Annotated in this window: 12 protein-coding genes; 4 read left to right on the forward strand and 8 right to left on the reverse strand. The window is 54.7% G+C overall.

What is annotated here, in order from left to right:
* The first annotated feature begins 467 nt into the window (after positions 1 to 467).
* The 3 genes from NG696_RS00885 (at position 468) to NG696_RS00895 (ending at position 2,937) form a co-directional block, all read left to right on the forward strand.
* Entirely contained in the window at positions 468 to 704 is a 237-nt protein-coding gene (locus NG696_RS00885; protein ID WP_252573560.1) for a hypothetical protein, read from the forward strand.
* A gap of 348 nt (positions 705 to 1,052) precedes the next feature.
* Positions 1,053 to 1,808 (forward strand): FRG domain-containing protein, encoded by a 756-nt coding sequence (locus NG696_RS00890; RefSeq protein ID WP_252573561.1) that lies wholly within the window; start codon positions 1,053 to 1,055, stop codon positions 1,806 to 1,808.
* 10 nt (positions 1,809 to 1,818) lie between these two features.
* A complete protein-coding gene (locus NG696_RS00895) occupies positions 1,819 to 2,937 on the forward strand; it encodes a DUF262 domain-containing protein (protein WP_252573562.1) in 1,119 nt (372 codons plus the stop codon).
* A 52-nt stretch (positions 2,938 to 2,989) separates the two neighbouring features.
* Here the strand turns inward: NG696_RS00895 and NG696_RS00900 are convergent, their stop codons facing one another.
* The 8 genes from NG696_RS00900 to NG696_RS00935 form a co-directional block, all read right to left on the reverse strand.
* Positions 2,990 to 3,430 carry a very short patch repair endonuclease gene (locus NG696_RS00900; RefSeq protein WP_252573563.1) on the reverse strand — a complete coding sequence of 147 codons (441 nt, stop codon included), beginning with the start codon at positions 3,428 to 3,430 and terminating at the stop codon, positions 2,990 to 2,992.
* 238 nt (positions 3,431 to 3,668) lie between these two features.
* Positions 3,669 to 5,399: a DUF262 domain-containing protein gene (locus NG696_RS00905; RefSeq protein WP_252573564.1), complete on the reverse strand. Its 1,731-nt coding sequence runs from the start codon at positions 5,397 to 5,399 to the stop codon at positions 3,669 to 3,671.
* A gap of 35 nt (positions 5,400 to 5,434) precedes the next feature.
* Positions 5,435 to 6,628 carry a DNA cytosine methyltransferase gene (locus NG696_RS00910; RefSeq protein WP_252573565.1) on the reverse strand — a complete coding sequence of 398 codons (1,194 nt, stop codon included), beginning with the start codon at positions 6,626 to 6,628 and terminating at the stop codon, positions 5,435 to 5,437.
* Between the two features lie 129 nt (positions 6,629 to 6,757).
* Complete coding sequence (locus NG696_RS00915; protein WP_252573566.1) at positions 6,758 to 7,375, reverse strand: hypothetical protein; 618 nt, start codon at positions 7,373 to 7,375, stop codon at positions 6,758 to 6,760.
* A 2-nt stretch (positions 7,376 to 7,377) separates the two neighbouring features.
* Positions 7,378 to 9,078 carry a DEAD/DEAH box helicase family protein gene (locus NG696_RS00920; protein ID WP_308291920.1) on the reverse strand — a complete coding sequence of 567 codons (1,701 nt, stop codon included), beginning with the start codon at positions 9,076 to 9,078 and terminating at the stop codon, positions 7,378 to 7,380.
* Entirely contained in the window at positions 9,039 to 11,342 is a 2,304-nt protein-coding gene (locus NG696_RS00925; RefSeq protein ID WP_252573568.1) for an ATP-binding protein, read from the reverse strand. The genes NG696_RS00920 and NG696_RS00925 overlap by 40 nt, the downstream gene beginning before the upstream one ends.
* A gap of 426 nt (positions 11,343 to 11,768) precedes the next feature.
* The gene (locus NG696_RS00930; protein WP_252573570.1) at positions 11,769 to 12,113 is read right to left on the reverse strand and encodes an amino acid permease; all 345 of its coding nucleotides are present in this window, start codon (positions 12,111 to 12,113) and stop codon (positions 11,769 to 11,771) included.
* Complete coding sequence (locus NG696_RS00935) at positions 12,026 to 12,451, reverse strand: APC family permease (protein WP_252573571.1); 426 nt, start codon at positions 12,449 to 12,451, stop codon at positions 12,026 to 12,028. The genes NG696_RS00930 and NG696_RS00935 overlap by 88 nt, the downstream gene beginning before the upstream one ends.
* A gap of 85 nt (positions 12,452 to 12,536) precedes the next feature.
* Between NG696_RS00935 and NG696_RS00940 the strand changes: the two genes are divergently transcribed.
* Positions 12,537 to 13,535 carry a DUF4365 domain-containing protein gene (locus NG696_RS00940; RefSeq protein WP_252573569.1) on the forward strand — a complete coding sequence of 333 codons (999 nt, stop codon included), beginning with the start codon at positions 12,537 to 12,539 and terminating at the stop codon, positions 13,533 to 13,535.
* Positions 13,536 to 13,615 lie beyond the last annotated feature (80 nt).

Raw genomic sequence — 13,615 nt, forward strand, 5'->3', positions numbered from 1 at the left:
TCGGCAGTACAAGACCGCGAGTTGGGCTCTCCGCCGGAGCAGTTCGACGCCCTGAACTCCCGACGAAACGCCGGATAGAAGCGTGCGGGCTGGTGTGCCGCGCCTGCTGGGCCCGCCAGCTACCCTCGCCGAACGTCAGGCGTGGGCGTGGCGGTGTTGATCAAAAGGGCAACGACCTGAGTATATTGCTGCCATACAAGTTCCTGGGCGCCAGGGACTCATCGAATCGCTTCAGAACACTCCCCCGCCGAACGGCTTCAAATTGGACACGAATGGATGTCAGCTCACGCTCGCGGCGATTTTTGGCCGTCTCGATTTTAGGCCTTCCCACGTCTTCGCTGTGTTTGGGTGCACGTCCGACTCTGTGCCGTTTAAAACGGTTGCAGTTCAGTCATCCGCCGCAAGGTGCGAATGAAAGCGCAGACGTCAGAATGCTAAAGTTATGCTCAGGCACTATTGTTCAGCCTATGGCAATTATCCGCAGCTTAGAGCAGGGCAGCTCCGCAGTTCGCATAAACCGAACAGAAGTAGATTGCACTTATCAAGTGCTCGAAGATGAGACCCGTGGACGGGTGTTGCATCTAGCCACCTACGGATCGGACGAACGCAGATCGGAGCCCAAGGTCAGCCAAGTTATCCAGATCGATGAGCGCCAGGGCCGCAAGCTGCTGAAAATACTGCAAGACTTGTTTCCCTCGCCATAGCACATAGCTGACACCGCTCCGCTCCGCGGACGCAAATCCTGGGAGTATCCATGCACGGACAGCGTTCTCCCGTCATGCCCGTCCCACTAAGCGGCTATGTCCGCCTCCGCCAAATTCAGCCCGGGCTGGAGTCTACGTGCGCTTCTCGGGGTCACGAGAAAGGCGCACCTCTAACGGCCCCGTTCAGCTTGGATTTACGTCCGAAACGGCCATGGTCGAAATCCTGGCTGGTGAAGAACGGCCCCCACGTCCAGAGGAACCGATTTTGATGACCTGGTACTCACCGTAATTTGGTCAATGGGCTTTGACATGTAAGGTATTAAGAGCCCAGCTTCAAGGAGACTCTTCGTGACCGACCACCCCGAGATTCGCACAATCGCGGACTTGCTGGAGCGGCTTATGACTGACACCTCGCAATCAACAGATCGGTGGTTCCGTGGGCAGTCAAATACGGATTGGCAATTAAAGCCTTCAGTCCGGCGCAACAGCAGACGCGGTGAAGCGGAACTGGCAATGCTTCAAAAATTCAGGCAATTCGCCACCGCCCGAGCTCGCTCGTTGCCCACTGATGAATGGGGTTGGGTCGCTCTCGCTCAGCACCACCGACTTCCCACCCGGCTTATGGACTGGTCCCAAAATCCACTTATAGGCCTTTACTTTGCTGTAGAGAAAAACCCAAACGAGGCTCCCGGCACCGACGGTGCATTCTTTGCACTCGACCCCGTCAAACTGAACCGTGACTCTCTAAGCCAGCCCAATATCGACCGGCCCCTCTTACTCTCGTCTGCAGAACCGCACTTGTCGCCGTATTTGCCGGATTCTGCAGATGTTGGAGTAAGGAAGCCGCTCGCAGTAGTCGCCCCGCACGCTTTCGACCGACTCGTATCGCAAAGTGGCACTTTCGTGCTCTTTCCAGCCTTTACTCCCTCAGATACAGAACTCAGTGATTCTGGTGCGCTCAACTATTGGACTATTCCAGGGGACTGCAAGCAAAGCCTCAGGGATGAGCTGCGATTCCTAGGAATTACTGCCGCAACTGTCTACCCAGATCTTGACCACATCAGTAGCGAGATCCTCGAACAACACGACCCAAGTGGGAGCTGAAACTATGGCTATGCTCCAGACAATCAAGCTCCAGGAAAGCTCCATCTCCTATCTTGCTCGTTTGCAGAATGTCATCGACTTCGAACCTGCCTTCCAACGGCAGGGTGACATATGGACGCTGCCGAAAAAGCAGCTGCTTATCGACTCAATTATCAACGACTACGATGTGCCGAAGCTTTATCTCCACGAGCTGGCATCACCAAAGGTACGGGACGATGGGCAGGTTTTCCGATACGCACTTATTGACGGTAAGCAGCGTCTTGAGGCCATCTTCGGTTACCTTGACGGTGACTTCGGACTCTCTGATGACTTCGAATACTTTCGCGACGAGAACTTGAAATTGGGTGAACTGAAATTTAGCGACCTTCGAATCGCACATCCCGCGCTGGCCGCGAAGTTATTGGAGCGACAATTAGACGTCGTCATAGTCCGCACTGACGATGATGATCTCGTCGAAGACATGTTTTCTCGCCTGAACGAAGCCGTTCCTCTTAATTCAGCGGAGAAAAGAAATGCGTGGAGCGGACCCGCTAGAGAAGCCGTTAAAAGGTTAATCGATCACGACCTATTCACGAAGTGCCTGCCCTTTGCTGACAAGCGCTTTCGCCATCAAGACTTAGCGACCAAGTTCCTTTCCATTGAAGAGCAATACACCGTCGATAGTCGGCTCATTGACACAAAGCGAGCACGACTTGACAGCCTGTTTGTCAGGTCGAAGAACGGTGAAGCCTCAACTGGTGACATTGCGGTCTATGAGCGAAGTGTGAATCAGGTTCTGGACCTACTCTCAAGAAGCTTTTCTGAAAAGGATAAGCTCTTGACCAGCGTGGGAACGGTCGTGGTTTACTACTTGTTATTCCGGAAGCGAGGGCGGGCGTCAAGACAGCCTGCTGAGGCCAAGGACCTCAGTCACTTCGAAATAGCGAGACGAACCACGCCAGTCGACGAAGAAGCGGTGGATTTTGAGCCCGGAAATCTCGCTTTCAAGGAATACAATCGGCTTGTTCAGTCTACGAATGACGGTAAGGCTCTCGTTCGCCGGATGGTAATCCTGGAAACATACATAAACGCTCTTGAAAGCGGCCAGGACCCAGTCTCTGCATTGGCGGCGCTGAACCCTGCTCCATGATTTTGGGCAGAAATATTTTGGCTGCGGCAAATGAGGACGAAACTCTTGCTCCTCACCATTCAACTCGATGGCGTCGGTAGGCCTCAGCTAGGAACGTTTGCACGGTATTGAAAGTTAGCTCCGGGGCTGCTTTCAGCTCGCATTCCCAAACGTCTAACGCCTGCCAACCGAGCAGTGAAAGTTGTTTTCGCTGTGCAGCGTCCCGCTCCCGATTCCGCAGTCTTTTCTGAGACCAAAACTCCGTATTTGACTTCGGTACGCGGTTTCCCAGGGAACAATCATGAGCATGCCAGAAACACCCGTTAATGAAAATTACGCATCGGCGACTGGCAAATACCAGATCCGGCCTTCCAGGAAGTTTAGGGTCATGGAGTCTGTAACGATAGCCTGCTCGGTGGAGCTCACGTCGAACGAGGAGCTCGATCTTGGAATTCTTTGATCGGACTTTGGCCATCTGGCTGCTCCGCTGCCCAGGCGTCATGAAATCTGCCATAGATCAAGTTTAGGGTGAGTGACGGCGCCGCGCATCTAGAGGAAGGTCGATGTCCAAGCTCTGCAGGGCAAGCACTAGATGGATCATAAGAGCAACTAGAAATGTTCTCGACAATCGCAGCGCGAGAATCGGTCCCGTTCAGACATCATGGTTCTGGCTCCACCATAGACTGGTCGTAGGTAGCTGGAGCTAACACGCAGTGGCCGAGTCTCCAAGTCTCGTGTGACCATGCACTCTGTTATTCACCACTATGAGGCCACCTGCGGACACAGGCTGACGCATAAGACGCGGACCTTTCCCTGATGACTTCCCTATCCCAATCGATGACTTCACTCGCCACTTCTCGAGTTGTGGCGAACACCGATTCGGTCCGATAAATGAGTCGCTTCGTGGAGTATCCAACATCTCCCGAAGGGACCTGCTGTGTCGGCGAAAGCGGAAGAGCATTTCCAATTAGCCATGCTTCTCCGGAATCTACCTTCTCAAATCCCGCCCAGTCACCTCCGTAGCTTCCAGGCCACACCAGCTCAACGACTGCCTCTGTGTTTTCATCGGATCTTGTCAGCATGGAGTCGAGTTCTCCCAGGACGTACGCCGCAATCGAGGATGCAGCTACCGGGCGAGTTAGGACTGCCTCCTCAACCTGACTATCCGAAGGCCAAACGACAGTTCTATGTGCGGATACGACGCGAATAAGAGCTTCCGAAGTTTTTGTGGGACCCATATCCTCCCATAGTCTTTTGAATACTGCATGAAGGCCAGTTGGTTCATGCCCGCACAGCGCCCGTCGCGTCAAGAACGAGTCGAGAGTTTCCAGGATGCCGACGGCCGCATGATCTTCCAACTCATTTTCCAGGATTGCGTGACTCAAGCGCATCAAAAATGGGAGAACAGAACTAGGAGCGCCAGCAGCATGGAGCCGCTTAAAGCCACGCTCGACGCTTGGTGAATGATCGCAGAAGCTTGTGCCAAAGACGTGGTCCAGGAAAGGGTTCTGATATTTGGCAAGCCGGTCGATCACTTGTTGGGGCGACAGGCCTTCCCAACTTTTCTTCAATGCCCCGTAAACCTCCGACTTCCGGAGGTTAGGATCATGTATCAAACCAAATGGAAAAAAATATGAGTCGAAATAGTCGCGATCATTGTGCCTAAACTTGAGATAGAAGGGCTGCCAGCAGTCCTCATCAATCCGGAATGCTTCTTCCGGGTCAATCGCGGCAACCCTCGCAAAAACATCATTTCGCACGAGGTCACCAATGGTCATGGGTTCCTGGCGAGAGTTGAGACTATCAAAGATTTTTGGCCCATTTGTTGGATCGTGAACATCTATCAAGACGACACTAATGCGCTGCAAGAGACATGAGTATATAGAACGCACTCTCCCCAGCCCCTCCGCCGTGAACTGTGTGCGCATGAATCTCTTCGCCGCTGCATAATTCTTGTGGATACGGCCACGCCGTGGATGATCATGAGGCAGCTCAAGAAAAGAAAATCCGATAAGGGACTCACCGAAACCCTTTGCGCCTAGTAGATCGCGGATGACTAAGTTGAGGTCGCCCTGATCTTCCCGGCAAGAATGAAGGGTCAGGTTGGAACGCCCCTCACTTTGAATGCTGGTCACCATATACTTACGGAAGAGGTTACTCGCCTCCTCCGTCTGGCCAGCATCAATCAAAGTCCTAATAGCCGCAGCCATGTATAGGTACAGCGTTGTCAGCCTCTGCTGACCATCAATTACCTCATACGCCTGGGGCTCCGCCGGGTCATTAGGTAGCCCGTGAATAATGATGGCTCCCAAGAAGTGCACATCATTCTTTCCGTCTACTAAATCCAGAATATCCAAATTTAGTTGTGAAGTCCGAGCAGGTGACCATTTGTAGGGGCGCTGGAAAAAGGGAATCGAGAAAATCGAATCGTTTCCAAAAAGCGAGCTAATATCTACTTCATCTGACCGCTTGGTCAGCTTCACACGAGTGTTCAATGGCCCCCACAGACTATGCGTTTCTAAACCAGGACCTTTTCGTTCCCTTCCGAAACCCTATCTCGATTCATCGAAAGATGGGAGTACACACTTTCAGCTATTTTCCGCGCCAACTCAACTGGAACAGCATTGCCAAGCTGTCTCATTGCTTCACCCCATGATCCGTGCAACTCGTAATCGTCTGGGAAAGTCTGGAGACGGGCGCTTTCTCGCACAGTAAAGTACCGAACAACATTGTCACCGGTTCGCATCATGTTTTCCCCACCGGGCACGCCATGGCTGCCAGCTTTCAGCGCCTTGGCCGGTAGGTCAAGTTCACTGCCCGTGTGGCCGGGATAGGACCTTGCACCCTTCTGTGCCACGTGGTTCTTATAACCCTGGAGAGGTGAATCGCCAGCCTCTGGCAAACCAACCAAAGCGTCTCGAACGGTTCGCCAGGGCAACGTCCCCTTGGTCGCACCCGTCACTCGCAGCGCGTCCACGCGTCGTCGAAAGCGCGATGGCATGTCGGGTACCGAATTGCGGGCAACCTCGTGCCGGTCCCAATACTGCCCGGTAACCCACTGGTCCACGAGCAAGGCATCAAGGGTATGAGTCGGTTCAGGAAATACCCAGTTCAGTTCTTGATCGTTCCGGAATCCCACGAAAAAGATCCGGTGGCGCTGCTGCGGAATGCCATAGTTCGCCGCGTTGACAAGCGCTCTGACGACACCGTATTCCTCCGTTAATCCGAACTTTTTCCACTGCGTCATAGTAGCCAAGTCGGAAGACCAGTCAGAACCTGCCGGATTCTGCATATACGTGAGGCGAAGGGTGAGGTACTCCAAATAATCAGCAAACGACTTCCTGGCAAGCCCGCGCACGTTCTCTATCAAGAAGGCCTTGGGTCTCACTGCCTCGATTGCGGCCAGGGCGGCAGGGAACATGTTGCGTGTGTCGTCGAAGGCACGAGATTTGCCTCCCAGAGAGAATGGCTGACAAGGCGGTCCCCCCGAGATCAAAGCGATGTCATTTGCATATGCATTCCAGTCGACTTCGCGTACGTCGCCCTGATGCACTGCCCAGGTGCTTACTAAGGGGTGACCAGCGGCTTTGTTCTCCCTGATGGTGTCGCATGCCCACTTGTCCCATTCGACAACCAGCTCTGGCCTGAACCCTGCCCTCTCACAGCCGAGTGCAAGCCCTCCAGCTCCCGCAAATAACTCAATTGATCGCAATGATGCGTACCTAACTCTTTCTGGCAGGTTGGATGCAGCCGTCAGAGGCGCTACCTATCAGCCTGCGGCAAAAAATTGTGCTCCTACGGGAACTCAACTCGCGACCCTCCAATCTACACTTTTTGGGCTTTAGAAAAGAACGTTGGAGTCCGCCGACTCCGCCCGCCCCCTCGCCGTGGCTGTCACAAAGTCAAAGCCACACCGTTTCGCTATGCTCTCTGCAGCTACCACCGCATCTGCCGACATCGGAGCGACAAACGCAGTAATTGAACACAGAATCCAGCGTCGAGTGTCACCGCGAGACACCGAAACTAGTCCCGCCCACACAAGATGCTTGAGGTCAGTGGGAGGACCCCACGCGAAGACGGCGCTCTCTTGACCGTCAGCAACTGAAACCCGCATTGGTTTAGAACGAAGCGACCCATGGAGGACACTCCACTCAGGCCCCAGCGCTTCCTTGACCAGCTCCTCCACGCTGGGCGCGGGACTGCTGATCAACGCGGCATACTTACCAAAACCGTGGACCGCGCGTGAGAACTCTTTCATCGGCCCGTCCTTGATCCACACTCTGGCTTGGGCCGCGGTCATGAATTCCTGTAACTTCGCACCAACCTCTGGCGAATCCATCCATCGTTTGTACTGCGCAGTCCTGGCTGTAACCGGAAGCAACTGCCAGCCAACAGCCTCAGCTTCAGAGAACAGCTGTCGGACGATTTCGTTCTCTACGCTGGAAGGAAGCAGAGCCATCGTCAGTCCAGTCCCACTGGAAGCGGAAAGTTAAGCCTTACTTCGTCGGATGACGTCTCAAGGCTGGCTGCATCCTGAATCCAATAATCCATCAAGCTCCCTGCCGTCTCATCGCTAAATCGTACGCTAATTCCTTCCGGCAGCTTAACGGTTTCTGCAGATGTTTCGGCGAGCGAACGACTAAGATCCAGCGTTGCAGCTATTCTTCTGATGTCAGTGACAAAGTCGAGCACTAATAGGCTTTCTTTCCCTTCGCGCAGACGAAGCCCACGCCCAAGTTGCTGGACAAAAATTCGGCGACTATGCGTTACCCGCAAAAAAGCAATCAGGTTCACATCAGGAACATCAACACCCTCATTAAAAACGTCTACACAGGTGATTATCGGAATCCGACCAATCCGGAATGCATTCAACACAATTTGTCGTTTTTGACGGGATAGCTCGCCATGCAAGTATGTAGCCCTGGCCCAGGAGGGATCGGCTGCGCGCAATAGAACGGCCATTCTTTCTGCATGCTCAATTGTTTGACAGAAAACGATACATCTAGGTTCGCGAGTGTTTTGCCAAGCAGAACGGAGTTCATCAATGATCTGCTCATCTCTCTGTGGCAAGAAGAGCGAACGATTAAGATCCTTGATCGAGTAGCTTTTCTGGCTAAGAGCTCGGACAAAATCCCAGTCAAGGTCATCTACGAAGATCCTGTAGTCAACTGACGCTAGGAAGCCCCGTTTCATTCCCTCCGCTATACCAAGGCTATATGAAGGTGCCCCAAATCGCTGGGTGATGTCGAATTTGTCACCACGCCAGGGAGTGGCGGTGACGCCAAATTGTTGAGAATCCACTAACTCATCCAAGAGCTGGGAAAACATACCCTGTTCTCCGACGTGGTGAGTTTCATCGACCATTACCAAATCAGGGGAATAGCCGCCTTTGACCAGTCTCAACGCGGCATCCACTGTGGCAACTGTGACGCCTTCGACGGAGCGCGCTAAGCTATCACTGTGGATGGCCTGAGTCATCACCTGCTTGTTCAAGTGACGCCACATCGCTTTTTCTAGCTGATCGACTAGCTCCTTCATGTGGGCAACGATGAGAACCTGGGATTGGGGGAAGCGCTGTAAATAGCGTCCAATAACTTCTCCCCCAACAACCGTCTTCCCTAGTCCGGTCGCCAATATCAAAAGCGCGCGCTGACGCAGGTTGAGGTCCCGCTCAACCGCTCGAACAGCCGAATCTTGGTAGTCTCGAAGGACCAATTTCGTTGGAAATCGCTCGGGCATCTCCTGACCAATAGCGGAAAGCGTTTGGCCTGACCAGATGGTCATGTCTATTCCCACCGACCGAAGCGCCTCGATCCTGGAAACGGCCGGACGATTGAGAAACGTGTTTGTCGCAAGTACCGCACGGTCGGCTCCGTATTCTGTTCGAGCTCGTTCGATGTCGTCGACCCCTGATCGGTCAACTGGACCACGGCTTGACCACTTGCATTGGACCACCCATTGCTGGCGATTCCGTATACCGAGGATGTCTGCCCCTCCGTCGTTAGCCCCGTCGATGACTCGGACATCGGAGAACCCCAAATGCCACAGCACGCGTTCCACCGAGCGAACGAGGCCCTGCGGCCCGCGCTCCAGAAGATTTCCAGCGCTGACGAAGCCGGCAGTCACTCTGCGAGCTCTGCCGTCAGGAGACTGGCACTCCACCTAGCGCGCTGGAGTTGTGCCACATTTGGCTTAGCCTGAGCACTGGCGACAAACGCTAGATCGTTCAGATAGCCAACAACCTTGGCGACGCTAAGACGGCGGCTTGCTGCACTCAACAAGTTTTCGAAAGGTCCCTGGAACACTTTCCCGTCCATGAAAGCCTCTGGCCACGACTCCAGAAGCGTCGTTAAGTACATCGGTGGTGCATATAGCAAGAAGTCACCTTCTGCCCATATGTCCCTTCTACCTTGCCCGGCATGACTGATCGCTCCACTTTCGATAACAGTTCGCTCATCAGGTGTCAGGTATTGTATGGCCCGCTGCGGATCGTCGCCTATGAAGTCCACCATTCGGGTCCTGACATCAGCTAACAAATCGTTTGCTTGGTTTTTCAATGTTGAAAAATCTATCGCACTTTGCTGCAAGCATAGGCTTCGCAGGCTGGCCACTATTTGAGAATGGCTAAGCGAGCTGGTCGATCTAACCTTCAGTAGCGGAGCTAATTCAATAAGCAGGGCGTCCTCGAAAGTCGCTCCAAACCGTCCAAATAACTCGTGCTTTGCATCAATAAATACGGCGACAGTGCCCCCCGCCCCAACCTTCATCCAAATAGGCGTGGGGTTGCCACTGTCGTCGAGAAGCGGTGAATCCACCGAAATTCTAGTGTCTAGCCTGAGCGATCCCAGGTCTGGCAAGCCAAAACTGCGGCAGAGATCGGGAACTGATCTGCTGTCGTCTGCCAGTCGATTAAGTCGTTCCTGAACTGTTTCCTCAAGGATGGAACGCTGTAAGACTGACTCGACCGCATTCCCCGTAGCCTTCTGATTTGACGCCCCGCTGTTATTCATTGGTGGTTCGAAAGCCAGCGCCTCGCGAACAGCGAAGTCATCGGGTCCCTCATCGCCAGCCACCGCAGCTTCCACCCGCGCGGCTTGGCGCCTTTCCTCGTGGCTGACGACTGCCTCCCACCATTTCTCGTCAGACTGATATGCCGATTCGCCGGACCAGAAGTTCAACGCCCACTCCCTGGTCAACTCGTGAATCGGTCGATTTCCGTCGCCGGGAATGAGATTCCTGTAGCCCGGTTCAGTCCGACGATACCCTTGCACCAACCGTGCGATGGGGCTTCGGTTCTGAGAAAAGCCGAGGCGTTCTGCCGACTTGGGAAGTATAGGACCAGGGCCGCGGAGAAAGTCCATGGCGGCCCGCCAGCCCCTGTCTGCGTATTCAAATGAGCTCTTAGAATACGTTACGGGCACGTGGTCAAGATGTATCTCACCGACGATACGGCCCCCTTGATGAACCATATCGACGGGATATTCAGTTTCTATACCAGAGACTGGATCATGAGGATTGACCCAGTCAAAAACACGCTTATCCGCCTGCAGTATTTTTCGGCCATTGCGTAAGAAATCGATCCCGAAGTCACGTTTATCAAGATGCCGCTGTATTCCTACCCATCCATGAATTCGTCGCTCCCGGACTTGGAGGCTTTCGGATGTGCAGTTTTCACATGTCTGGTTGTACCTGTCTTGCCAGTGCCCGCACGCCATGCACGCCGATGCGGGTTCATAGGACTCGTCGATTTCTATAACAGCCGGTATCTTCTCGGCGTTCTGGCCACTCCCGAAGGTAACAGCGCGTGAAGGATCCCAGATGCAGGGCCTGCGCGGTTGTACTTTAACCCCTCCCACCCAAATCTCGGTGGGCGTATTGGTCAGCACCCAGCTGTAGACGCGGCCGAGTATGTCTCGAAGCTGTGATGCGCTACGCTGCAGCCACTCTGCTTGCTGTCTTTTGAGGTTGCTAATCGTAACAGTGGAACCGTGGTCGCTAATATCGCCCTTCGGCTCAAAAAGATCCTTAGCCTCAAAGTCGTCTTTGAGGACATCGAAATCTATCTCGACTCCCGTCCAGGTTGAATCCCCGGCCTGAGTCGTCAACACCGTCGTTCTTGTTCCAAGTCGAGCCGTGCTTACGTTGAAGCCCATTCCGAACAGGCCAAGCTTGTCGAACCGGTCATTACTTGACCAACCTGCGCGTACTGACTGTTCCAGGAACTCTCTCGACATTCCTCGTCCTGTGTCTGACACCACGACTTGAGCGTCGCGAATGTTCCCTTTGGGGCTCGGCAGTGTGACGACTACCTTGAAGCCACCGGGCCACAACTGTCCAGATCTACGAATCTCGGAGAAATCATCAAGGGAGTTATCAATCAATTCCGCTATACATTGCCACTCCGCGAACTCGATCTCACCAAGCATCCTCAAAATTCTTGATGAAGGTGTTATGTCCAACCTGGGCCCCCTGTTACTCGTATCAATGACGCATTTTTACTGACCTTACCGTCTAGGGGCGACAATAAGCGGTCCTTGCTCCCCGAGCATGAGGCAAACCCGCAAGTGATCAGAGATCCGCCACGACATCAACCGGTTCTTATCCCATCGAAGCGCACCGATCCGGAAGATCTACGTATAGCCGCACGCCGTCGTCGAACGCTGACGGAACCGCCACCTCCGCAACCAAAGTGAGCGAGCGCAACGTAGCGGAACACCACCGAGGCGTTCTCCAGTGTAAAGGCGGTAAAGGCACCAAAGTTGATGAACGACGTCGAGGGGCCACGTTCAGGAAGATCGCGACCAGCCGATGAGGCCGATGCCCACCAGGTTCACCACAGGAGTGTGGAATTCTCACTGACCGGCCGACAACGGCCTTGGGTAGGACCGGTCGCGGCCCATCACACACATCAGCTGTGAGGTGCTGGCATGCGCGCCGAGGCCGGAGGCGAACTGCGCCACCACCAGGCCGGCCAGGAACACTGCGCCGAACAGCTGCCCGCCGATCTGCAGGGCGATGGAACTGGCCGCGGAGGCCGCGTCCACGAACACGCCGCCGGGGTGAACCAGCTGGGTCACGTAGGACACCGCCACTAAGATGCCGCCGCCGATCAGGGCCACGAGCATGATGGCGAGCGGCACGGTCCGGCGCGGGTTGATGGTTTCCTCGGTGAGGGTGGTGACGGCGTCGAATCCCAGGAACGAGTACGCGGCGAGACTGCGCCGGCGGAGATGGTGGTGAAGCTGGCGGTGTCGTTGAAGAACGGCTGCCCGCGGGCCAATCCCCCGGCGCCGTTGGCGGACACCACGTTGCCGATGGCCAGCGCCACGAAGAACACGAGAACCAGCAGCTGGAACGCCATCAGCACGTAGTTGGCCTTGTCCGCCACCTTGATGCCCAGGACGTTCAGCAGCGTGGTGATGACGATGAAGCCCACAATCCAGACGCCGATGGGGATGCCGGGGAACTGGGCGCTCAGGTAGGAGCCGCCGATGAGCCAGGTGACCATGGGCAGGAAGAGGTAGTCGAGCAGCACGGCCCACTTTGTCTGATCATGCGACGATTGGGCAAATCGAATTGGAGGCAACCGCCCGGTGGCCCCTTGTGGAATGGATAAACACTTGAGTAGCGATGATCAGTGGCCCAGCCGCCAGGCGACTGCAACAACGGCGGCAGTCGGAGTAACGAAGACACAGCTTTTCTTCCAAGAGACTGCCAAGTGGCTCTTTCGCGAACAGCCGCTCGAGGACTACGGCATCGATGCCCATGTGGAAACTGTCGAAAGCGGGAACGTAAAGGGGCGTCTCTTCGCGCTGCAAATCAAGTCCGGCGATAGCTGGCTAAGGCCCTCCGCCACTGGGGGCTGGAATTTTTACCCGGAAAAGAAACACGTCACGTACTGGCAAAACCATTCACTTCCGGTTGCCATCGTCGTATGGCATGAAAGCAGCGACACACTGTACTTTCGGGAGGCCTCACCCCACACGCTCGAAGAGACGGGGTCCGGCGGGTGGCGGCTACACCTCGGGGACGACGATTTGCTCGCCAAGTCTGCGCTCCCCACCTTGACCCGGCTGTCAATGGGTACCACCTATGATCTACGTCTTCGCGAACTTAGGCTTCTCCTGCCGTGGATGCAAAGAATTGCCCAAGGCCAGCGTCTTATCTTGGAGGCTGATGAATGGGTAAACAAGACTTGGGGAAAAGGCAATCTTGAAATCACCGCTATCGCCGAAGACGGAACGAAACACCCGCTCGGCAAATGGGGTGTTGCTCTTGGTAGCGAGCCCTACGAGACGGCCCTTCCCGCATTGTTCGGATGGGCGGATCTCGTAATGAATCCAGATGTCGAGTGCGACTCGGAAGAAGAATATGGGGCCGACACGGACTGGGAGTCGGTACATTGGACAGATCTCATGACTCCTGACGCCGAGTGGCCAACGGAAGGAGAAGATGAGACCGATAGGGACCACGAAGCCATCCGTCCCTACGCAAACTCCATAAACGAAATCGATCACTGGAGTCTGGAACTCCGACTGAACAAGATCGGACGAGCCTTCTTGCTTCTGGACGAGTATGCCCGACAGGGCCAGCAGCTCCAGCTAGGGCGTGTCTCCTAATGCTTTGGGGTGGCTTTTTGGCAAAATTGAGCGGTGAGTTCGCGTTATGCCTTGTTGTCCGATGCCCAGTGGGAGTTCAT

The sequence above is a fragment of the Pseudarthrobacter cellobiosi genome, from assembly GCF_023913755.1.
Lineage (GTDB): Bacteria > Actinomycetota > Actinomycetes > Actinomycetales > Micrococcaceae > Arthrobacter > Arthrobacter cellobiosi.